This window comes from Mesorhizobium sp. CU3 (genome assembly GCF_006442965.1).
Classification (GTDB): domain Bacteria; phylum Pseudomonadota; class Alphaproteobacteria; order Rhizobiales; family Rhizobiaceae; genus Mesorhizobium.
The window spans coordinates 1-22,184 of record NZ_VFWX01000012.1 but is presented as its reverse complement, the minus strand read 5'-3'; the positions used below and the strand labels follow the sequence as shown (position 1 = coordinate 22,184).

The 22,184-nt window shown below is 63.6% G+C and carries 20 protein-coding genes; 8 read left to right on the top strand and 12 right to left on the bottom strand.

The features are described from left to right. The first annotated feature begins 104 nt into the window (after window positions 1-104). Entirely contained in the window at window positions 105-443 is a 339-nt protein-coding gene (locus tag FJ988_RS19060; protein WP_246688591.1) for a hypothetical protein, read from the top strand. Window positions 444-458: 15 nt separating this feature from the next. On the opposite strand, the gene FJ988_RS19055 is transcribed toward FJ988_RS19060, so the two are convergent. Both FJ988_RS19055 and traA read right to left on the bottom strand, forming a co-directional pair. Further along, window positions 459-896, bottom strand: a complete 438-nt coding sequence (locus FJ988_RS19055; protein ID WP_140819890.1) for a hypothetical protein — start codon at window positions 894-896, stop codon at window positions 459-461. A gap of 52 nt (window positions 897-948) precedes the next feature. After that, the gene (gene traA / locus FJ988_RS19050) at window positions 949-5,568 is read right to left on the bottom strand and encodes a Ti-type conjugative transfer relaxase TraA (RefSeq protein ID WP_140819889.1); all 4,620 of its coding nucleotides are present in this window, start codon (window positions 5,566-5,568) and stop codon (window positions 949-951) included. Window positions 5,569-5,789: 221 nt separating this feature from the next. Between traA and FJ988_RS19045 the strand changes: the two genes are divergently transcribed. From FJ988_RS19045 to traG, 3 genes are read left to right on the top strand one after another with little or no spacing between them, the layout of a single operon-like run. After that, on the top strand, window positions 5,790-6,077 hold the full coding sequence (locus FJ988_RS19045; RefSeq protein WP_140819888.1) for a TraC family protein: 288 nt from the start codon (window positions 5,790-5,792) through the stop codon (window positions 6,075-6,077). After that, entirely contained in the window at window positions 6,067-6,300 is a 234-nt protein-coding gene (locus tag FJ988_RS19040; RefSeq protein ID WP_140819887.1) for a conjugal transfer protein TraD, read from the top strand. Before FJ988_RS19045 ends, FJ988_RS19040 begins: the two co-directional genes overlap by 11 nt. After that, window positions 6,297-8,210 carry a Ti-type conjugative transfer system protein TraG gene (gene traG, locus FJ988_RS19035; RefSeq protein ID WP_140819886.1) on the top strand — a complete coding sequence of 638 codons (1,914 nt, stop codon included), beginning with the start codon at window positions 6,297-6,299 and terminating at the stop codon, window positions 8,208-8,210. Before FJ988_RS19040 ends, traG begins: the two co-directional genes overlap by 4 nt. A 24-nt stretch (window positions 8,211-8,234) precedes the next feature. Here traG and FJ988_RS31205 read toward each other — a convergent pair whose 3' ends face one another. After that, the gene (locus tag FJ988_RS31205) at window positions 8,235-8,633 is read right to left on the bottom strand and encodes a hypothetical protein (RefSeq protein WP_246688590.1); all 399 of its coding nucleotides are present in this window, start codon (window positions 8,631-8,633) and stop codon (window positions 8,235-8,237) included. Between the two features lie 414 nt (window positions 8,634-9,047). Here FJ988_RS31205 and FJ988_RS19025 point away from each other — a divergent pair, with 414 nt between their 5' ends. Then, window positions 9,048-9,317 (top strand): WGR domain-containing protein, encoded by a 270-nt coding sequence (locus tag FJ988_RS19025; protein ID WP_140820041.1) that lies wholly within the window; start codon window positions 9,048-9,050, stop codon window positions 9,315-9,317. Between the two features lie 98 nt (window positions 9,318-9,415). On the opposite strand, the gene FJ988_RS30865 is transcribed toward FJ988_RS19025, so the two are convergent. Beyond that, entirely contained in the window at window positions 9,416-9,595 is a 180-nt protein-coding gene (locus FJ988_RS30865) for a hypothetical protein (RefSeq protein WP_181183588.1), read from the bottom strand. A gap of 313 nt (window positions 9,596-9,908) precedes the next feature. Next, window positions 9,909-10,232, bottom strand: a complete 324-nt coding sequence (locus FJ988_RS19020) for a DUF736 family protein (RefSeq protein ID WP_140819885.1) — start codon at window positions 10,230-10,232, stop codon at window positions 9,909-9,911. 36 nt (window positions 10,233-10,268) lie between these two features. Here FJ988_RS19020 and FJ988_RS30860 point away from each other — a divergent pair, with 36 nt between their 5' ends. Then, complete coding sequence (locus FJ988_RS30860) at window positions 10,269-10,592, top strand: hypothetical protein (protein ID WP_181183587.1); 324 nt, start codon at window positions 10,269-10,271, stop codon at window positions 10,590-10,592. 295 nt (window positions 10,593-10,887) lie between these two features. Here the strand turns inward: FJ988_RS30860 and FJ988_RS19010 are convergent, their stop codons facing one another. The 6 genes from FJ988_RS19010 to FJ988_RS18980 all read right to left on the bottom strand — a co-directional run bounded on the left by FJ988_RS19010 (window position 10,888) and on the right by FJ988_RS18980 (window position 18,816). Beyond that, window positions 10,888-11,397, bottom strand: coding sequence for a GNAT family N-acetyltransferase (locus tag FJ988_RS19010; RefSeq protein WP_140819884.1), 510 nt, complete (start codon window positions 11,395-11,397; stop codon window positions 10,888-10,890). Then, complete coding sequence (locus tag FJ988_RS19005; RefSeq protein ID WP_140819883.1) at window positions 11,398-11,682, bottom strand: DUF1778 domain-containing protein; 285 nt, start codon at window positions 11,680-11,682, stop codon at window positions 11,398-11,400. It abuts the gene before it with no gap. A 71-nt stretch (window positions 11,683-11,753) separates the two neighbouring features. Then, complete coding sequence (locus FJ988_RS19000; protein ID WP_140819882.1) at window positions 11,754-12,014, bottom strand: type II toxin-antitoxin system prevent-host-death family antitoxin; 261 nt, start codon at window positions 12,012-12,014, stop codon at window positions 11,754-11,756. Between the two features lie 43 nt (window positions 12,015-12,057). After that, window positions 12,058-12,999 (bottom strand): DUF2493 domain-containing protein, encoded by a 942-nt coding sequence (locus FJ988_RS18995; protein ID WP_140819881.1) that lies wholly within the window; start codon window positions 12,997-12,999, stop codon window positions 12,058-12,060. A gap of 325 nt (window positions 13,000-13,324) precedes the next feature. Beyond that, window positions 13,325-14,350 carry a toprim domain-containing protein gene (locus tag FJ988_RS18985; protein WP_140820040.1) on the bottom strand — a complete coding sequence of 342 codons (1,026 nt, stop codon included), beginning with the start codon at window positions 14,348-14,350 and terminating at the stop codon, window positions 13,325-13,327. A gap of 5 nt (window positions 14,351-14,355) precedes the next feature. After that, a complete protein-coding gene (locus FJ988_RS18980; RefSeq protein ID WP_140819880.1) occupies window positions 14,356-18,816 on the bottom strand; it encodes a strawberry notch family protein in 4,461 nt (1,486 codons plus the stop codon). Between the two features lie 199 nt (window positions 18,817-19,015). Here FJ988_RS18980 and FJ988_RS18975 point away from each other — a divergent pair, with 199 nt between their 5' ends. Continuing rightward, window positions 19,016-20,206, top strand: coding sequence for a DUF1173 domain-containing protein (locus FJ988_RS18975; protein WP_181183586.1), 1,191 nt, complete (start codon window positions 19,016-19,018; stop codon window positions 20,204-20,206). Window positions 20,207-20,302: 96 nt separating this feature from the next. After that, window positions 20,303-20,512 (top strand): hypothetical protein, encoded by a 210-nt coding sequence (locus tag FJ988_RS18970; RefSeq protein WP_140819879.1) that lies wholly within the window; start codon window positions 20,303-20,305, stop codon window positions 20,510-20,512. Window positions 20,513-20,911: 399 nt separating this feature from the next. On the opposite strand, the gene FJ988_RS18960 is transcribed toward FJ988_RS18970, so the two are convergent. Further along, window positions 20,912-22,102 (bottom strand): DUF932 domain-containing protein, encoded by a 1,191-nt coding sequence (locus FJ988_RS18960; RefSeq protein WP_140819878.1) that lies wholly within the window; start codon window positions 22,100-22,102, stop codon window positions 20,912-20,914. Window positions 22,103-22,184: the final 82 nt, after the last annotated feature.

Genomic DNA, 22,184 nt, shown 5'->3' with positions numbered 1-22,184 from the left:
CTTAGAGTGTCATTTCGCCGCCAGGGAGCTGTCGGCACTAGGCGGACGACGTAGCGACCAATTCTCGTCTTTCTCTGGGGGGCTTGGATCCTGGAGAGATGTCCATGTTCAAACACGTCGCCGAGACATTCGTGCCGCTCCCGCGTGCCGAATGGGTGGTGGAACAAGTCTGCGCCAAATCTCGCGAATTCTGCCAGTCGATCAGGGCAACAGCCGCCGACAAGCTGCTCGACTTCGGCGACGCCCGTGCGATCTTGAGGCCCACGGCTGAGGGGCTGCACGTCCGTGTCGATGCGCAGGACCTGGCCACCTTCTATGGCGTTCGGACCTTATTGCAAGGCACCCTGTCGGCGTCCACGACCGTTCCCGGCGCCGGCGTCGAATGGTACCCGGCTGGCCGCATGCCTTTCAGGCAAATCTGCCGGCGCGCAGGCCAGAGATGACCGGCGGCTTTTTCTTCATGATGTGCTCCCCTCCGCTCTGTCTGAGACGCAAATGGCGCAGCCGACCTTTGACGTAGCCGGCCAGTTCGGACGCATGTACCCCGGTACTTGTCCGATCTGGATCACATCATTGAGCGCAGACCGGATCTGCGGCCAAGGAAACTCAGCATCGTCTTCCGACGATCGCCCTTCCGTGAGCACGGCATCAAGCTTGGCCGCCACACCGGCAAGGGAAATGGCGGGGGTTTCGGACAACGCTTCGAGTAGGTCCTCTGCCCGGTCGGCGGCCTCGCGCTCGGCGCGCAACGTCGCCGAATAGCCAATTTCCTGGGCCGCGGCATCCCAGCGCGCTTGATGGGCAGCAAGATCCGCTTCAGCCTGCGCGCGACTTGCCACGTCCTCTGGGCCGTGATCGAGCACGTTGTGAAGCGCCTGAAGGGAATGCAGTGTCAACGATCGCATCGTTGGAGCTTTTCTATTCGGCCGAGGGCTTTCTCCAAGATGCTCATCGAGTGACGCCGCGGGCGCGGTCGACGACGCGCCGCTGCCGCTCGGAAATGATCTCCTGGCTGCTTTGCGTCCGAACCGTCCGCTGCAGGATCTGCAGCCGATCCCGCATCGCCTGAAAGGCGCTGCGCTGCGCCGGCGCCACACGATTGATGACGTCCTTTTCGCCACGCAGGATCGCATTGTGACCAAAACGCTCGTCGAGCGCCCGGCTGACCACCGCGAATTCCTGAGCAACGCGCAGATCGATCGAACCTGCGGCGACATCTTGCTTGGCGACATTCTTCTTCCTGGCTGCCATAAGTTGCCTGAGCACGTCCTCCGCCGCTTGCGACAGGCCGGGAATGGCGACCGCCATTCGCCGGCGCTCTTCGGTGATGGCCTGGATTTGGCTCTCGAGAGCGGAGGCATATGAGGCGCCGAGCGAACGCACACGGCTCGCCGCTTCCGGCACAGCCTGGAGCGCTTCCTTCCGTTCCCGGCCGACGGCGAGCAGGCGATCCATCATCCGATCGGTTCCGCGCAACGCCCCATAGGCGCCGGGATCGTTGCTGACGGCCGCCGCGATCCGCTCGCCGGCAAAGCCTTTCACGACGAGGTCCTCGATCTTGGTGACGGCTCCGGCTGGATCGCGCCACATGCGCCTCGCCGTCTCGGCGAGCTCGGCGCGATGATGACGATAGTCTCGAGCAGCGAGCGCCCTCTCCCGTGCCTCCTCGTCCACCGGCGTCTTGAACTCCGTCACGGCGGCTAGCATCGGCAACGGGGCAATCGCCTCCCTGCCCGGCGCGACGCTGGCGCCGGCGACGATTTTGGCGGGGTCCTGCCTTTCGATCATATTCTGCTCCTCGGCAAAGCGGCGAACGACGGCGAAGAGTCGGGCGAGCTTCTCGCGGCGATCGGGGGCAAGGTCTTCCGGCATGCGCTCGACCATGTTGCGCCCGGCAACCGCATCCGCCCTCGTGGTGAAGGCACTCCAACCGAAGCGCGCGGTGAGTGTCTCGTTGACGGCTTTGACCTCCTGGACCAGCAGGCGGTCCTCGACGGCGTAGGCAAAGGCGGTCTTATAAGCGTCATCCCCGCCACGCTCGCGGATGGCCTCGATTTCGACCACCCGCGCCATCGCCGGCTTCGAGAGCGCCGGGATCGACAAGGACATATGCGCGCGGCGCTGCTCCTCGCGGATGCCGAAGCGCTCCGCCTGCCGGCGGAACTCGGTGGCATGGGCGCGAGCGAGCGGCAACAATTCCGACAGCGCGGCCCTGGCTGCGTTCCGCTCATCGCGAGCAGCACGGCCATCGACGATCCGGTCGGACCCCAGCAGGCGACCGAGCGTCTCCGGCGCGCTTGCCAGATCATCAGCAAGCCGGCGCGGCGAGATCGTCACGTCCGACGCCAGCGCATTCAGCGATGAAAGAGCCTCTGCCGGATCGCGATAGATTTTCTTCAGCAGCGGCCGCAGGATCGCTTCCCGCTCCTTCCACCGTTCCGAGGCAAGCTGCGCGCGGCGCGCATCTTCGTCGACGCTGCGGGCGAACGCGACGGTCGGCGCAATCAGATATTTTCCAGCCGACGGAACTTCTCCAGCGGGGGATTCGCTCTGTGCCTCGTTGTAGGAAACACTCCTTTCCCGCTCGATCGCGAAACCCAGCGCGACGCCCGCACGCTCCCAAAGCTTCGCCACCCGTCCGCGCTTCTCCGCAATCCACGCCAGCCGCCGCGCCGCACTCTCTTCCATACCGGCCGCGATCCCGGCGAGCGTGTCGATGCCGCGTCGCCGCGCAAAATCCCGTGCATGCGCCCGGTACCCTTCCTCGCTTTCGAAATCGAGCGTCGTCGTCTTGGCGCCGGATCGGCTAAGGCGCTCGACCAGTTGCTTGAACAATTCCGGCCGATGGCTTTCCCGCTCGATCCGCTCATGACGCGCGTCGGCGGTTTCGATCTGTTTCGCGGTCCAGATATTGCGCTCGACCTCGCGCGCCTCGAAGCGCTTCTCGCCCGTCTTTTCATCGATGACGGGCACCTTCAGCTTGACGGTTTCGACGCCGTCCTTGCGCAGCGTCACGGTATCGCCGGTCGAGACGCCGGCATTGGCCAGCGCTTTTGGCAGGCTCACGCCCCAGACACGATGAACGGTTCCGTCATCAGCCAGCACATCGGCATAGGGGCTTTCCTTGGCATCCTTGTCCTCGCGACGGAACTTCGCCTCACCGGTCTCGACGAGTTCGCCGGTGACGCCGGCGGCATGATCGACATGCGGCTTTCGTCCCCATTCCGGCCTTGGTGCAAAGTCTTCCCGCGCCGCATAGAGGTCGGCACGATCGCGATGCCGAGTCATTGCCACATAGGTGAGATGCTGGTCCATCGCGCCAGTTGCAAGCACGAAGGTCCGGTCGACGGTCGCGCCTTGAGATTTGTGGATGGTCGCGGCATAGCCGTGATCGATATTGCGGTAGCTGTCTTCGCTGATGACGACGTTGCGGCCGTTGTCGAGGCGGACGGTCAGCAGTGTACCGCCCCGCTTGTCGCCAGTCGAAATCACCGTCCCGAGCATGCCGTTCTTCACATATTGCGGCCCAAGCCGCTTTGCCCGTGGTTCGAAGAAACGAGCATTTTCCAGGAAGATGATCCGGTCCCCGGCGGCGAACTCGCGAAGCCCGCGCGCCGTCTGGAATTCGCGCGTGCCGGTCAAGGCGCCCTCCTGCACAATGACCTTGCGCAGCGACTCATTGAGCTTGCGGACATCATCGTTGGTGTGGGCGAGGACAAGAAGTTCGTCGCCACGCAGGCTGCCCGGATGTGCGCTATCGGCAGATTTCTGGAGCAACCTTCGGCGGGTATCGGTCCAATCGGCAACGATGCGTTCAACGATCTCGGGGCGGGTCTCGGCTTCGACGATGCGGCCTTGCCGCGCATAGGCATCAAGACCCTCTTCGACCTTACCGCAAGCGAAGAGACGCGAGGCCTCGCGGGCCCATTGTTCACGCTGGCGACGCACGCCGGCAAGTTCGGCAAAGCCGATCCGCTCGCTGATCGCCCGGAACGCCGCGCCCGCCTGGATCGGCTGAAGCTGCATGGCATCGCCGACCAGAACGACCTTCGCTTGGGTCTCTTCGGCGATCTTGAGGACGCGGCCCATCTGCTGCGAGGAGATCATGCCGGCCTCGTCGATCACCAGCACATCGCCGCGGCTGAGCTGTTCACGTCCTCCGGCCCACGCCAGTTCCCAGGATGCCAGCGTGCGCGACCGAATGCCGGAACTGTCCTCCAGTCCCTCCGCCGCCTTGCCGGCGAGGGCCGCGCCGATCACCCGGTTTCCTTCGCGTTCCCAGGCGACACGAGCCGCCGCGAGCAGCGTCGACTTGCCCGCGCCGGCAAGTCCGACGACAGCCGCTATTGCATTGTCGCGGGTGACATGACGAACTGCATCAACCTGCTCGGGATCGAGGCGAAACGGCTTTTGCGGATCCTGTGTCTCGACCTTTTCGATCGCCGCTGCGACGGCAATATCTGAGACAGCGAAACCCCGCCGCTCCGACAGAAGGCGCGCAGACTGCGCCATGTCATATTCGATGCGCAGAATTTCCCGCGTGGTGAAGATCGCCGGCTCCGATACCTTGCCGCTCTCGCCATCGACCTGCTGTGGCTTCAACAGCACCAGGTCGTCCGAGGCCGTCAGCCGGGCACGGATATTGGCGAAATCTGCCGGATCGTCGACATAGCGATGCAGCGCCCTGGCGATGTCCTTTTCATCAAAGGTCGAGCGTTCATTGGCGAGTTGCTTCAGCAGAAACTCGGGATCGACCAACAGGCGGTCCGCCATCTCCTGCCGGCGCGCCAGATCGGCCGGCGCGAAGTACATCTCGACACCCTTGCGGGCGAGCGCCGCCTTCTCCGGGCCGAGGTGTTTCTGCGCGATGCCGTCGAGACCCTGCTCGGCATAGGAGCGTCCGTCGAGCCGGATCTCGTATCCGGCAAGCGCCAGATGCCGGTTCGCGGTTTCCGCCCAGGCGATCTTCCATGCCTTCATGGTTTCCTTGTCGCCTGCCCAAAGCGTGTAGACGATCTTGCCGTTCGGCCTGTCGGGCGTGACCACGCGCAGCGGCTCGCCGTCTTCGCCGAGCACCGGCACCTTTTTCGGCCCGAAGCCTTCTTCGGTGAGCGGCCGCAGGGCGGTCATCAGGTGGATGTGCGGATTGCCGTTCTTGTCGTGAAACACCCAGTCGGCGACCATGCCCCTCGAGGTAAAATTGTCCCGGACGAATTCGCGCAACAGCGCGATGTTTTCTGTCCGTGTCAGTTCCTCCGGCAGCGCGATGATCAGCTCGCGCGCGAGCTGCGCGTCCGCGCGGGTCTCGAAGGCATCGACCGCGTTCCAGAATGCTTCACTGGCGGCCGCAATGGTCTTTCCTTCGAAAGCGGTCTTCAGCCAGGCGGGAACATCGTCCGGCAGCGCCAGCTCTTCATGCACCAGTTCGGAGACGCCGCCGCGATAGCTGAACGACGTGCCGGCCTGTTCGTCCATCATGCGGGCGCGATGGCGATAGGCCGCGGCCGAGACGATGCTGCGTCCCGCCCCTCTGCCGATCACCTGCGCTCTGACGAACATGATCGCCACGACTGTCTCCAAACCTTTCGAGCACGTCGCGCCAGCGACGTATATTGCGCCCTCAAACCGATCGGACCGCAGGTCTGATGCCGCTTTTCCGGAAGGCGGCCCTTCGCCGGATTTCCGGCGGCGACGTTTTCGGGATGAGGCAAATTAGCCTATTTTACTATCAGTTTCTAGATAGTATAATCACCATCGTTCAGATGGCTCGAACCGACAAGGACACCGGCATGGCTGCAAAATCATCGATCTCCGACATCGACGCCCAGATCGAGAAACTGCGCGAGCGCAGGCGAACAGTGATCGCAAAGTCCGCCGAACGCTTTGCGCGCGCCGCGACAAAATCCGGTCTGGCGGAAATGGAGATTGCCGATGAGGAACTCGACGCAATCTTCGAGGAGATCGCCGCGCGATTTCGCAAAGCGGAAAAGAAAGGGGCTAGCGGCGCAACTGCTTCGCCGCGTCGATCAGCAGCTAGCGGGTCTGGAACGACGGCGGAGGTTTCTCATGACGGCTGACCGCAAGCGCGAGGCGCGAGAAAAATTCCTGCTCGGCGGCATCGTCGTCAGGGCAGGGCTGTCGAAAGTGGACCGGGCGTTTCTGCTCGGAGGCCTTCTGGAGCTGGCAGGGATCACACCGGGCTCGGCCGAGCATCGACGGCTGCGCGATCTCGGCGAAAATGCATTCAAGGTTCCCGCGCCCGATGCTGGTTTCCGGCTGAGCATGGGGACTCCGGAATGACCGCGCAGGCAAAACCGCATCCGAGCCTGCTGCTCGTTCTCCTGCCGATCGCCATTACCGCTTTCGCCGTTTATGTGGTTGGCTGGCGCTGGCCGGACATGGCCGCGGGCATGTCGGGGAAGACCGAGTATTGGTTCTTGCGGGCATCGCCCGTGCCGGCCCTTTTGTCGGGGCCGCTTGCCGGCCTGCTGGCCGTCTGGGCGTTGCCATTGCACCGGCGCAGGCCGGTCGCGATGGCGAGTCTCGTCTGTTTTCTGGCGGTCGCCGGCTTCTACGCGCTGCGCGAGTTCGGCCGGCTGGCGCCGTCGGTAGAGAGCGGCGCGGTGTCGTGGGACCAGGCGCTGTCCTATCTCGACATGGTTGCGGTCATCGGCGCGGTTGCCGGCTTCATGGCGGTGGCAGTCGCCGCGCGTATTTCCACCGTCGTTCCCGAACTGGTGAAACGCGCGAGGCGCGGAACCTTCGGGGACGCGGACTGGCTGTCGATGCCTGCGGCGCGAAAACTGTTTCCGCCTGATGGCGAGATCGTCGTCGGCGAGCGCTACCGGGTCGACAAGGAAATCGTCCATGAGCTGCCGTTCGATCCGAACGATCCGGCGACATGGGGACAAGGCGGCAAGGCGCCGTTGCTCACCTACAAACAGAATTTCGATTCCACCCATATGCTCTTCTTCGCCGGGTCGGGCGGATACAAGACCACAAGCAATGTCGTGCCGACGGCGCTGCGCTACACCGGCCCGCTGATCTGCCTCGACCCGTCCACCGAGGTCGCGCCGATGGTGGCCGAGCACAGAACCCGCGCGCTCGGCCGCGAGGTGATGGTGCTCGATCCGACGAACCCGGTTATGGGCTTCAACGTGCTCGACGCGATAGAGACCTCGCGGCAGAAGGAAGAGGACATTGTCGGCGTCGCGCACATGCTGCTGTCGGAAAGCGTGCGCTTCGAAAATTCAACCGGCTCTTACTTCCAGAACCAGGCCCACAATCTCCTGACGGGGTTTCTCGCCCATGTGATGCTGTCGCCGGAATATGCCGGCCGGCGCAATTTGCGCAGCCTGAGGCAGATCGTCTCCGAGCCGGAGCCCTCGGTACTGGCGATGCTGCGCGACATTCAGGAGCATTCCGCATCCGTCTTCATCCGCGAGACCCTCGGCGTCTTCACCAACATGACCGAGCAGACGTTTTCGGGCGTCTACTCGACCGCATCGAAGGATACGCAATGGTTGTCTCTCGACAGCTACGCGGCACTTGTCTGCGGCAATGCGTTCCGGTCGAGCGACATCGTATCGGGCAAAAAAGACGTCTTCCTCAATATCCCGGCGTCGATCCTGCGCTCCTATCCAGGCATCGGCCGTGTGATCATCGGCTCGCTGGTCAACGCCATGATCCAGGCCGACGGTGGCTTCAAGCGCCGGGCGCTGTTCATGCTCGACGAGGTCGACCTGCTTGGCTATATGCGTGTTCTTGAAGAGGCGCGCGACCGCGGCCGCAAATACGGCATCAGCATGATGCTGATGTACCAGTCCGTCGGGCAGATGGAGCGGCATTTTGGCAAAGACGGCGCGACGTCGTGGATCGACGGATGCGCCTTCGCGAGCTACGCCGCGATCAAGGCGCTCGACACGGCGCGCAACGTCTCGGCGCAATGTGGGGAAATGACGGTCGAAGTGAAGGGGAGCTCGCGCAACATCGGCTGGGACATAAAAAACGCCAGCTCGCGCAAATCCGAGAATGTGAACTTCCAGCGCCGGCCGCTGATCATGCCGCACGAGATCACCCAATCCATGCGCAAGGACGAGCAGATCATCATCGTGCAGGGCCACAGTCCGATCCGTTGCGGGCGCGCGATCTATTTCCGGCGCAAGGAAATGAACGAGGCGGCCAAAGCCAATCGTTTCGTCAAGCCGTGAGCACCATCAAGGTCGCGGAAAACGTCAGCGCCAGTTGCGACGGCGGTGGCGTTCGAAAGGATCCGACTCGCCCGGCGGCGTGAACCAATCCACAAACCTCGAAAAGCCCATGGCAAAGCCAAAGAAGCCGATCGCCATCAGGGGAAGGGCCCAGAATGGCATCCCGTTCGCCGCCTCCGGTTTCACGAAAGCCACGACCGAGAGCGGAACCATGACAAGCCCGGCAAGGACAAGCAGATTGACAACAGGGCGGAACATGCAGAGCGCAAGGAAGGTCAGATGCCACGCACAGTAAAACACGGTCAGCACGCTTCCGACGACGATGGTTCCGAGCAGGCGGGCGAAAAACCGCAGCGAGCGAAGGAGCGGATTGGTCCATCCAACCCGAACGTCCTTGGCGGCAGCAGGCTGCATTTCCCTCATCACCTCGTCTCGCTGATCGGTTGCGCAGGGTTTCTCAGTTAGTCATCTCAGCCAAACTATCAAATATGCGAGAGTCTAAGTTGCAGGAGAGATCGAGGCAAGAACAGATCGTTGAGGCGCGATCCGACCTTCGTCGGGGTGACACTGTCCGGCACAGGGGGCGTGCTATGGTATTCCCCTGCGGCGACGCAGCCGCCTCGCCCCCGCGAAAGGGATCGTAACCGGAGGCGGAGACCGCGCAGCGGGCTCCGTGAGCGACGCGAAGCCGAGCGAGTAGAGCCCGGCCGCCGCAGGCGGTTCGCCCCAAGACTGCTCCGGAGGGAGAAACAATCCATCACCAAAATGAATCGCTACGCGACAAGCGATTCATAAGTGTCGTTGGACGGGTATTTGCCGATCGGCGATTCTTGTCCCATGCTCGCTCAACCCTATAAGCTTTATGTCGAACGCACGGACGCCGCGCAGAACATGGCGCGCTTCTACGTGCTTTCCATCGAAACGACCTTGTTCGGCACGCCTTGCCTGACACGCCGCTGGGGACGGATCGGCTGCGGCGGACAGTCGATGGTTCACCACTTCGATCGGGAAGAACAAGCCGTGTCGATGTTTCTCGAGCTGCTGCGGGCGAAACGAGGGCGTGGCTATAAGACCAGACCCGCTGCACAACAGCCGACCGTCGCTTGATGGCGGGGAAGAGAGTGACGCCGGGCGAAGCGGAGCTTTGGGTTTGCCACCCCGGTCGATCCGGGGTGGCAAGCCAGGCGCCGCAGCAGAAGCCTCCCTCAGTAGGGAGGCTCGGCATCGAGCACGGCGTCCTGCGCGGTGGTTGCCGCCTCCAGTTCAGCACAGGCCCGTTCCAGTTCCGCTTCGATCTGGCAGCGCTCGTCCCGGCAGACAGCGTTCCGCAGCTCGGCCCGCAACTCCTCGATGTGCTGCTCGATGGAAATCGTCATCTTCGTCATCTCCTTGGATAGTGTGAAAGATGACGCGCGCGGGTCGTGAGGATCGGGCCGGGTCAAGGATCGCGTAGCGACCGCCGGAGGCGGCGAGTGGGGGAGCCGAAATTCGTAGAATTTTGGGGGTACCGCTCGTCCTTGACGCGGCACGAGTGCCTCATGGCAGGCTTGGCGTTCTGAGCAGAAAGGCCCTCGCCCGTTTGGCACCGAGAGGAGCGAAAGCGGGCTCGATGCCCGCTTTAGCTCCAACTACAGCGGAACGACCCTGACAGCGAACGGGGAAGCCGGCCCCGATTGCTCGGGGCCGGCTGCTTGCCGTTCAGTTCGGGTTGTTCCAGAGGATCACCTTCTTAGCTGGATCGCCGCCGGGGGCGGGCGCGAGGTTGCCGAAGATCACGCCGATCTCGGGGGCTTCCAGCTTCACCGAGAGGTATTCCTCTCCGGTCTGGCGGGCGATGCGGTTCCAGCCCGCGCCGATCTCGAAGCCGGTCCGGCGGTGGATGACGCGGAAGTCGGGGGCTTCGTCGCTTGCCTTCTGGCCGTTCGGGACGATGGCGATCGGGGCGTTGACCCGGATGGTGGCGAAGATGCCTTCGAGAGAGCCGTCGGTCTTCTGCGTCAGGGTTGCGATCGTGGTGGCCATGGTTCTGTCTCCTTCGGTTGCTCGGGACCATTCCCGATGGCGCACGAAGAGACGGCCGATCTGCTGCGGTCAGCTCGGCCGAAAATTTTGCAAAATTCTATTTTCCACCAGGACAAAGAAACCGAAATCGAATTTTGCAAAAATTTCGGCCGAGTCTTACCCCGTCAGGGGTTGGCCGCAAAAGCAGGCGGTCGTCTATACGAGCGACATAAACGGGAATGGTTCGGGGCAACCGAAGGGCGCGAAAACATCATGGCCGCCCGGGCCGGCGCTGCGGATATCGGCCGCGCTTCTGAACGCTCCACCACCATGCCGATCGACACTCTGCACCGCCCGTTACCGGCCGCTTCAAGCGCATGACTCCTCCACATCATCCCCTTCACGGTCCGCGAGGTCGACACCGGCGGGTGCACTGCCACCTGGAAACCGCGCGACAACCTCGATGGCGCTGTTTGCGTCGGTGTCGGATGCGCGATCTTTGGTCGACTCGTCCTGTCGGCGCCCGGCCGAACCGCAGGTGTCTGTCAGGCACATCGCCTTCGGCAAGCTGGCGGCGCCGAGCGATCGGAGCCGGCTTCGTCCATGCATTCCGCGGGGAACACTGACGACGGTGAGGTCGATTCACTCGAGCCTCAAAGAACCGATTGACGCGGATCTAGTGACCCTTGTCTGCCAGCCAGAGGCGCACGTCCTGGATCGATCGCATAAGCACGGACGGGTTGTCGCGCGAAGCGATGAAGCCCCAGCTCTGCCAGTAGCGCTCGGCTTCGGTGTCAATCGCCCGGACAACGACCGCGCGGCCGCCGACGATATCGGCGCCGGCGATGCAGCGCTGCAGGGCATCCTTCACCAGCCCGCTGCCGATACCCTGTCCGGCATAGCGATGATCGACGGCGAGCTGTCCGATCAGGAGGCAGGGGATAGGGTCAGGTGGCCGTCCGGTGCGGATCGCCCGCGGCGCGCTGTTCGGCTGGATCACGCTTGGTGCAAGACCATAGTACCCAACAACGTCTCCTTCGTTGTGAACGACCAGGACGCGGGTGAAACCTCGCGTCTGGTTGGTACGGGCAAAGCCGGACAGCCACGCGGTGAGGGCCGGCTTGCCGCAGTCGAAAGCGTCAAGCCGATGCGTGTTGCCGAGGAGTTCAATGCCCGAAAGCGCCACCTAGCGTTCCCAGGGCGCTGCCCGTCGCAGCCGTTCGGCCGCCTTCGGCGGCGCAGCGGTCGCCGGGGCGGAAATCACCTGCATGAAGGCGTCATAGGCGTCGGGCGAGAGGCGGATGACGGTCTCGTTCAGGATCGCCGCCTGCGCCTCGTGCAATGCGGCGCGGCGCATGAATTCGGTGCGCGACAAGCCGAGCAGTTCCGCGCCACGATCGATAATCGTTAGATCATCGTCGCGGAATCGCATCGAGACAGGTGTTTCCTTTCTCGGGGCTGTAGTGGCCATATCGCGCTCCTGTGCTGCAACTGTATATACGTCTATGTAACGCAGATTGCAATACTCTCCAAGAGTAGGGTTTACGACTCACCGTCGTAACCTTCGCCGCGTGCCAACCGATCGATCTTCGCGGCGAAGAGTTCCTTGTGCTTCTCCGGCATCTCGGCGGTTCGGCTGACGTGGCGCGGATCTCCCACGGCGCGCATCCGTTCGTAGCATTCGATGCTCATCAGAACGAGCCGGAGCCTTTCGTCCGAGATGAGAACAACCGGCTCGGCACTGGCGGCATCGAGGACATCGCCAGTGCGCCTGCCTAAATCGTCTGTCGTGAATGTCCGCATAAGCGGCATGCTAGATGGATTCTGCGGAGGAGGAAAACGGCGCTCACGCGCCGTCTCCTCTGAGTTCCCAGACATTGATGCCGAAGCGGCGAGCCTTGTCGCGGAGGTTTTCGGTGATGCCGGAGCCCGGAAAGATGACGACGCCCGCCGGCATCACGGAAAGCATCTCGTCGTTGCGGCGGAAGGGTGCGGCCTTGGCATGCTTCGTCCAGTTCGGCTTGAAGGCGATCTGCGTCACCTTGCGTGCTTCCGCCCAGCAGGCGGCGATGCGTTCGGCGCCCTTGGGCGATCCGCCATGCAGCAGGATCATGTCCGGGTGCTTCGCGCGGGCCTTGTCGAGCGCGGCCCAGATGCGCTCATGATCGTTGTAGTCCATGCCGCCGCCGAAGGCGATCTTGGTGCCGGCGGGGATCAGCACCTCGGTCTCGGCGCGACGGCGGGCAGAGAGGAAATCTCTGGAGTCGATCATCGCCGCCGTCATGTTGGCGTGGCTCACCTTCGAGCCGGTGCGCGGCCGCCATGCCGATCCGGTTTGCGCCTCGAAGAGCTCGGCCGCATAGTCGCGCATGAACTCGAAGGCGTTGCGGCGCTCGAGAAGCGTGATGCCTTCGGCGATATGGCGCTCGAGCTCGACGCTCTTGACCTCCGAGCCGTCCTGCTCGCGCTGGCCGGTGCGCTGCGCATCCTCGTTGCGCTGAAGCTCGCGCTGGATGCGCTCGCCGGCACGGTGAAAAAGGTTGACCGCCGACCAGAGCAGGTCCTCGAGATCCGGCTCCAGCCGTGTCTCGCCGAGCATTTCGAACATGGCGTCAAAGACTGCGGTCAGCGCCGACTGGACCATTGGCTCCTCAGGCAACGGGCGTGGATCCGGCTCGTCCTGGAAGGGGCGATGGCCGTGGATCTGCATCTCGTAGATGAAGCGGTCGGTTGGCGACGAGGCGTGGTGGGGCTCGAAGGCGTCGTCGAGGGGAAGGATGAGGTTCATGCTGGTCTCCGTCGGTTTGGGCCGCGCCTCTCGCGACCTGACGGCGATCCCCTTCCATGCGGTGGGCGGGCCGGAACCGCGGCGCCCGCGCCGCGGCCCAGCGCAGCGCCGGGCGGGGACAAGAAGGTTTCTTGGCCCGCGAGGAATGCCGGGCCGCCTGCGGCCCGGCAGGGGAAGAAACCTGACTGACCCGCTGAAGGCCCGAACGCCGGATGGTAAGGGTCGCCTCTCGGCAGGCCCGCGGGCGCGCGCCCACCGAACGCGACCGGCAGTGACCGACCTCCCCGCCACGCCGCGTCCTACCTCGCCCAGCCTCATGGCCGTCTCACGCGGGCAGAAAGGCCTGAGCGTCTTCCGTGGCAAGCTGGCTTCGAAGGTGCGCGGTGAGCCGATCCGGACCGAGCCGGCGCAGGTCCTCGTTGAAGTCGCCGAGTTCCGGGGTGAGCACGAGCGGCAGGATCCCGAGCGCCTGTGCGCGGCGGCTCAATCCCTCGATGCCATGCCGGCCGGCGGCATCGGCGTCCGCGGCAATGTAAAGGCGTATGCATCGTGACGGGAGCCGGAAGGCGGCAAGGTGATTGGCGGTCAGCGCCGAGACCATGGCCATGCCCGGCATCACGTGCGAGAGCGACAAGATGCTTTCGAGTCCCTCGCCGGCAGCCAAGACCGGCACGGGGCCATGGAGAGGAAAGCGGAAGCGCACGGCGTTGCCGAGCAGCCCGCCGAGCGCGCGGCGGGGATCGTCGACCTTCGCTTTGCCCTCGCCCTGCGGGTCCAGCCATGTACGATGCACGCCGGTGATCGCACCGGAGCGGTCAGTCACGGCTGCAATCAGCGCCGGATAGCGGCTCGTCCTGCCGGTCACGAGATCCCGGTAGTAGCAGGATGGGTGGAAGCGCAGCGACGGATGCACAGAGGCCCGCAGGATGCCGCGCTGGCGCAGATAGTTGTCGGCCAAGGTACCGGCAAGCGCCTGCGTCATGCGGAATAGCCGTCGAGCACGTTCGGCAGCCGGTCTTTCGACCGGAGGGGCGTCGTCCGCGCGAGACGACGAACTGGGCCTAGGCTCATTCAGGAAACGCCGAGCCTCATCGGCAACGTCTTGGAAATCGACCAGCCCGCATGTTTCCCGAACGAGATCAAGCAAGTCGCCGAACTGACCGGCCGCGGCATCCGTCCACCGGCCTTTGCGGGGACCAGCGAGGTGCACATAGAGCGACCGGCCCTTGTTGTTGGCGACGTCGCCGACGATCCAGTAATTGCCGGCCCGACGGCCGGCAGAGAGGTAATGGCGGCAGACCGCCTCGGCGTCGTGCGCCAGACGATCCGCCAGTTGCGAGGCGGACAACATGGCGGTCACGCACGACCGGCAACATCGACGATGCGATGTCGTTCCATGAGACGCGACAGGATCACCGGTCCGTCATCCGTGGTCGGAACAAAGAACCTGACCTTCCAGGCGATCATTTCGGAGAACAGGCCTATTGCTCTTAGCCTGTCGCGCATCCCGTCGCTGAAGCCTGTGAGCTCGACGCGATAGTCATTCATAACCCGCACGCGCCGCAGCGTCATGTTGCCGGCCAGCCCAACGACCGCAGAACCACCGAGCAGCGACTGCCATACCTCGCCGGGGCTTATGACCCCGGCCCGATCAAGACCGAAATTCTGGCACAACCGTGCGAGACCTTCCGGAGAGACAAGACGGCCGACGATGCGTTCGCCCTTATCGGTCTCCAGCCGATAGACGCGGCAGAAATCCTGCGGCAGCAGTTTCCAGATCGGCAACAGCAGACCGGAGACCATATGCATGGTCGAGATGGAAAACTCCGGAAGATTGGCGACCTCGTTATTCCAGGCGGCGGCAAAGACCTGCTCGTCGGCTTCCTCCCAGTTCGTTTCCGCTAGCTGACGCCCCTCGAAACGGATTTCATCCATCGGGCGGATGAGCGCGACGCGCGGCTGAACAGAGCCGTCGTCGAGCATGACCGAGCGCGCCGGGACCTGTACGGCTGGGCGGCCGGATTTGCCGTTGATCATCAGTTTCGCCTGGCGATCACAAGCGACAAGTTGCAAGGCCTCTGAGAGCAGCATCGGCCTGTTGCGATCCATGCGTTCGATCGTGAGCAGATGCGATTGCGCGCCGGTGACCGGATGGGTGTAGACCAGCTTACGCTGCTTCACCGACATACGGTCCGCTACAAGCGTCTCCAGACCCTTGTCATAGACACCCGCCGCAATCGCACCCTCGATGCGGGCAGCCAGCAGCTGCTCGAAGGCGTCGAACAGCAGGTTCTGCATATGGATCGTCAGCGCCAGCATGCGGTTGAGGAAGGTGTGGATCGGCGGCAGCTCGTCCTTGAGCCCGCCCTCCCCGGCGGTCAGCGACAGGCCGGTGATCATCTCGAATTTTTCCAGCGAGCAGCCTGCGATCCCGCCGCGATGGATGAGCTTGTAGAATTGCCTGAGCGCATCGCGTGCATATTGGGATTCGAGATTGTCCTCAGAGCGGAACATCCCGTGCCCGCCGGTCTGACGTTGCCCGCGCGTGATTGCGCCCAGCGTGTCGAGACGCCGGGCGATGGTCGACAGGAAACGGCGCTCCGCCTTGACGTTGGTGGCGACCATCCGAAAACGCGGAGGCTGCGCCTGGTTTGTGCGATGGCTGCGCCCTAGCCCCTGGATCGCTATGTCGGCCCGCCAGCCGGCTTCGAGGAGATTGTGCAGACGCAGGCGTTGGTTCTTGGCGACGAGATCCGCATGATAGGACCGTCCCGTGCCGCCAGCCTCGGAGAAGACCAGGATCGGCTTCTCGTCATCCATGAAAGCGCGGGTCTCGTCGAGATTGGCGCTGGCCGGCCGGCTTTCGACGGCGAAACGGTCGATCGTGCCGCCATTGTCGCGGCGCACGACGCGGCGCGTTCGCCCGGTGATCTCGGCAACGCGATCCGTGCCGAACCTCTGGACGATCTGATCGAGCGCTGTCGGGATCGCGGGCAGGCTGCCGAGCCGCTCGAGCAATGCGTCACGGCGCGCGACCGCTTCACGACACAGGACCGCGTTGCCATCGGTGTCATAAACCGGCCGCGACATGAGGTTGCCTTCGGCGTCGGAATATTCCTCAAAGAGTTGGGTCGGAAAGGAATGGTGCAAGAATTCCGCAACGATCTCGCGCGGTGTGATGTCGACCTGGATATCGCTCCACTCTTCGGTGGGGATCTCCGCGAGCCGGCGTTCGGTGAGAGATTGTCCGGTGGAGATGATCTGGACGATTGCCGCATGGCCCTGCTTTACGTCCTTGTCCATCGCATCGATCAGCGCCGGCGTCTTCATTGAGGTCAGCAGGTGATTGAAGAAGCGCTGCTTCGAACTTTCGAAGGCGGAGCGGGCGGCAGCCTTGGCGTTTTTGTTGAGCGTGCCTTTGCCGGCCGCACTGGTAATGCCGGTGGCTTCGAGTGCCGCGTTGAGGTTGTTGTGGATGACCTGGTAGGCCTCGGCATAGGAATCGTAGATGCGGACCTGCTCCTCGGTCAGTTCGTGTTCGAGGACGTCGTACTCGACACCCTCGAATGACAGGGACCGCGAGGCGTAGAGACCCATGGCCTTGAGGTCGCGCGCCAGCACTTCCATCGTCGCGACACCGCCGTCCTCGATCGCCGCGACAAACTCGGACCGCGTCGAGAATGGGAAGTCCGTGCCGCCCCACAGGCCGAGGCGTTCAGCATAGGTAAGCTGCTCGACTTCGGACGCGCCGGTCGCGGAGACATAGACGACGCGGGCATCGGGGAGCGCACGTTGCAGGCGCAGGCCGGCGCGGCCCTGTTGCGAGGCGGCCTTCTCGCCGCGCTCGGACTTGCCGCCGGCGGCATTGGCCATGGCGTGGCCTTCATCGAAGATGACGACGCCATCGAAAGTCGTTGCGTACCCCTCCTCTTGGCTGAGCCAATCGACGATCTGCTGGACGCGCGAGCGTTTGCCTTCGCGCTCGTCGGTGCGCAGCGTGGCGAAGGTGACGAAGAGGATCCCTTCTTCGAGGTTGATCGGCTTGCCCTGCCGGAAGCGTGACAGGGGCGTGACCAGCAGCTTCTCCTGACCGAGCGCGGCCCAGTCGCGCTGCGCATCCTCGATCAGGGTCTCGGACTTCGAAATCCATACATGGCGGCGGCGGCCCTTGAGCCAGTTGTCCAGAATTATCCCGGCAGCCTGGCGGCCTTTGCCGGCGCCCGTGCCATCACCGAGAAACCAGCCACGACGAAAACGGACAGCGCCCTCGGTCTCGGGCGTGACGGCTTTCAGATTGTCGAAGGTCGCATCGACGGACCAGTGGCCAGCGAGATAGCCGCCGTGCGCTTCGCCGGCATAGATCACGCTTTCAAGCTGGGCATCGGAAAGATCGCCGCTGCTCACGACACGCTTCGGAAGATGCGGACGATAGGTCGGCTTGGGCGGCGCGACCGATGCCATGGCGACAGATTCGACCAGCTTGTCCGGGTGTGGCTTGGCGCCGGGAATGTGGATCGCCTGCAGCCGGTACGGTTCGTAGATGCCGTCGGCGACATCGACACGCGCTTTCGGCGCCGCGTCGCGCAGTTCGTACGAGAGTTCGATGACTTCGTCGTTGAAATGAACGGGCAGCGGAGGCACGGGACGCGGCGCGCGAGCAACGGGCGAAGGGCGCGTTGCGGAAGCGGTTGCTGCCGCGGGACGCATGGTGCCGGCGGCCTTGCGGGCGGCCATCTTGGTCACGCAGGCGCGCAGGATGCCGTTCGACAGCGCACCGATGGAGTTCGGCGCGGTCGCGGGCGAGCGGGGCGGAAGGTCCGAGATCCATGTAAGTAGTGTCCTCAGATCGGCAGCGACGCCGTGAGAGGCCACCAGCTTGGCAGGATTGGGCGCGGCGACCTTGTCGATCACCGTCAGCCGCGTTTCCATCGTCGTGCCATGTCGGGCATAGACAGAGCCATCGATCGCGGCGCTGAACAGGACCGTGCCGCGCTCCTGCAGGCGGACGAAGGCGTCGCGCCATTTGAGATTGTCAGGGGAAACGCCGGAGCCGGTGATCGCCACCAGCCGACCGCCGGGGGCAAGCCGGACGAAGGCGGACGCGAGATGACGCCATGCGGCATCGGTCATGCGGCCTTCGACATGAAGGCCTGCCGAAAACGGCGGATTCATCAGGACGACGGTCGGGCTGACCGAGCGGTCGAGATAGTCTTCGATGTGCGCGGCATCATGCTGCGACACCATTGACCCCGGGAAGAGCTGCTCGAGAAGCGCGGAGCGGACCGGCGCATATTCATTGAGAGAGAGGCGCGCGTGCGTGAGTTCGGCGAAGATCGCCATGAGGCCCGTTCCTGCCGACGGTTCAAGCACGGTGTCGTCGGCGACGACCCCGGCGGCGCGGGCCGCGACAAAGCCGAGCGGCATCGGCGTGGAGAATTGCTGGAGCTGCTGGCTTTCCTCGGAGCGCCGCGTGTGGGTCGGGATCAGCCCCGCAACCTTGGTCAGCATCGCAAGTGCAGTCTGCGGCGCGTTCGCCCGAGCGGAAATCGCCGCGCCGAACTTGCGCAGGAACAACACCTGCGCGACCTCTGTCGCCTCATAGGCATCCTTCCAGGCCCAGAAACCTTCGGCGTCCGAGCCGCCGAAAGCGTTGATCAGGACGGTGCGGAGATCGGCCGCGCCGATGGCCCGGCCGCATACGAGAAACGGCAAAAGGCCATGGCTGGCATGGAGAATTTTTGTTGCTCGGCCGGCGCGATCGGCTGCCGTAAGCGAGGAGGCGGCCGCGTCCGCGGCCCCGGATGTGATCATGTTCATGGGGAAAACCCTGCCGAGAGCGGGAAAGGAGCGGCCCGCCCGGCGCTCTCCAAACCCGGCAGGCCACCCCTTTGCGGCCTCCCTCTCTCTCCGAAAAGACGAGGCGCCAGCGACCGGCCTGCAGGTTTACTGTCTAATTTTTGATAGTAAAATGGATGCTGTCCCGTGTGGCTTCGACCGAAGCAAGGAGGCAACGGACGTGCGAACATTCACGATCGGCGAACGGGTGCTGGAGGAATCCTCGCCGGAGTTTCGGGCGCTTCTTTCGCAGGCTTACGAGCAGCGGCTTCGCCCGATGTGCATGTGCAAAGAGCCGCCGGTCCCCATGTATATTGCGCATCTGGAAGACCAGTATCTCATCAAGCGCATGCCGCTGTCGGGGCGCGATCACGATCCTGGTTGCCCCTCCTATGAGCCGCCCTATGAGCTTTCCGGGCTGGGTCCACTGATCGGCAGCGCGATCCAGATCGACGCCAACGGCAAAGCCGACCTGAGGCTGGATTTCTCGCTGACGAAACGTGGGGCGAGATCGGCAACCAGCGCGTCGGCTGAGACGTCGGAGCAGGGCATTCGCAGCGAGCCCAGAAAACTGTCGCTCAGGGCAATGCTGCATTATCTGTGGGAGGCAGGCGAATTGACCGAATGGCGCTCGACCTGGGCAGGCCGGCGCGGCTGGGGCCGGGTGCGAACCAGCCTCATCAATGCCGCCTCCCAAATGACGGCCCGGCGTGGGCCGCTTACCGATATGCTCTTCGTGCCGGAAGTGTTTCATCCTGATGATAAGGATGGGATCGCCGCGCGGCGCGCCGCCGCGCTCAAGGGCATCCAGCCGTCCAGCTCGGGCATGCGTAAGCTGATGATGATCGTGGCCGAGGTGAAGGAGTTTACCGCGGCTAGAGTGGGCCAGAAGATCGTCGTGCGGCACATGCCGTTTCCGCTGATGATCGGGGATGGCGCATGGCGACGGCTGGCAGCGCGCTATGAGACCGAACTCGAACTCTGGCGCTCGAGCGAAGCCTTCCACCTCATCGTCATCGCGACCTTCGGCGTCTCAACCGCCGGCATCGCGTCCGTCGAAGAGGTCGCGCTGATGGTGGTCAATGAACACTGGCTGCCCTTCGAGGACATTCACGAGCTGCGGCTTCTGGAAAGGCTGAGCCACCTGAAGCGCAAGACCGTCAAAGGGTTGCGTTTCAACCTGCCGCGCGATGCACCGATCGTGTCGGTGACATTGCCGGAACAAAAGCCCGCCCCGATTGCGATGTTCATCGTCCCGGCGAGCGCCGGAGAGGAATACGAACAAGCTCTAACCGACATGATCAATGCGAGGCCAGAGATCACACCCTGGGTCTGGCGGGTCGCGGAAGGCGAAATTCCGCGATTTCCTTGATCCGGGACCCGAGGCCGTGCCGGGCATTGACAGAGCGAGACGAATAACAGCACCTCCAGCCTCTCGCAGAAGCCCCATCTGTCTCATCGGATTGACATGAAACCTGAGAAAAAGCCCTTTGTCGTCGAGATTAAGAATCGGCGGCGCCTGGCCCGCCGAGAGCACTCGATCTCGGGAGAGATCAACCTGAAGGCGGCTGGCGATCAAGTCGCCGCCGAGCAGACAGGCGACGAGAATGGTGCGGCAATGGCGCTCCGGCCGTCTGATGCAGTTACGGCGGAGAATACCCGCGACATAAACGCCTGATCGCGTCGTATACCAGCTCCGGAACCACCCATCCGTTCACATAGAAATGCCGCCTCGCCTCGAGACGGGCGATATAGGCGTCGTATTCCTTGTTGGAGCCGAGCCGATCGAAGCGCGTCCGGGAATAGTCGATCATTCCGTGTCCCTCAGTCAACTCCAGAGGGCCTGCCGCGGCCGCGACCTTTGTGGCCCCTGCGCTTTGCGCAATTTGCGCCAGTTCGCTCGGAATGTCGTCGATCGAGGAGTTGGACAGGTGGCCGACCTTCTCGATGGCTTCCGCCGCGACCTGATCATGAAACGAAAATCGGATGTCACGGGGTTCTCCAAAATGACAGACGCCCGGCGCGGTGGCCGGGCGATGAAAAGGATCGATGGGAGATGGTGCTTGATGGACGAAGATCAGACTGCGCTTTCCAGCAGCTTCCGCGCCTTGCCTTCGAGTTCGAGCCGCGTGTCCTGATGCGTCTTGCCACGCGCAAGCGCGGTGATGCCCTGGACAAAGTCGAAAATTGACTCAGGCGGCCTGCCCTCTTCGCAAAGCACTGTCTCGATGATCTTTCCGGTTTCGGCCTTGGAGAAGCCGCGCTTGCGCAGGAAATCCGAGCGATCTTCCTCGTTTCGCGCAACGACTCTCTCACGGGCCGCGCGGATGCCGGCGATGAAGGGCGCGGGTGAGGAATTGGCGAAATTTGTCAGCGCCGGAGCTGCTTCATGGGCGAAACGTTGCGCCGCGAATTTCGAGTGCCGGATGGTGATCTCCTCGAAATTGTCGGTGCCCCAGAGGTTCCTGTTGGCACAAACCGCTCGTAGATAGAACGATGCGATGCCAAGCGTCTTGGACCCGACTTCGCTGTTCCAGGCATAGAATCCGCGGAAGTGGAGATCTGGTTCTCCATTCGGCAGGCGGCCGGCCTCGATGGGGTGGGTGTCGTCGACGAGGAAGAGAAAGACGTCGCGGTCGCTGGCGTAGAGTGTCGTGGTATCCTTGGTGATGTTCACGAAGGGGTTGTGGGTCATGGTCGACCAGTCGAGCACACCCGGCACCTTCCAGATCGTGTCACCGGTCCCGTTGCCGGCAATCCTCATCACCGCCTCGACAAGATCTTTGTCCCAGATGCGGCCATAGTCAGGGCCTGTGACCGCCCGCAGCTCAACGCGGCCATCGTCCATCTCTAGTGTCTTGACCATTTCGGCATCGTGGTTAAGGAGGCCGTGCTGAAGGTTGATAGCCGCCAACGGCGCGGGCAACTGGCGCATGTAGTTCGCCGGAGCGCCGACCAGGCTGCAGAGCTGACCGTAGCTCCAGTGTGTGGGCGCCAGGGGCTCGCGGCCACCGGGAACAATCAGGGAAAGGCGCTGGGCATTGTCGCGGGTCGCCTCGACGCGAATTTCTGCACTTTCGACGGTTCGAACCCGAGCACGCTCTGTTCTGCCGCTGACGGCGCGATGGAGGTCGGAAAGCGACAGATAGCGCTCATCATCCGGGCGCGAAAACCATTCGGACGAGACGCGGCCAATGCGTTGACCACGCGAGATATCGACTTTGAAGCCGGACGATACGGGGCGCGCACTAGAAATCATGGTGTTCATGTTGGAGGCTCCTGAAACGAAAGAGCCCCGGGGGGGGGGGGGGGGGGGGGGGGGGGGGGGGGGGGGGGGGGGGGGGGGGGGG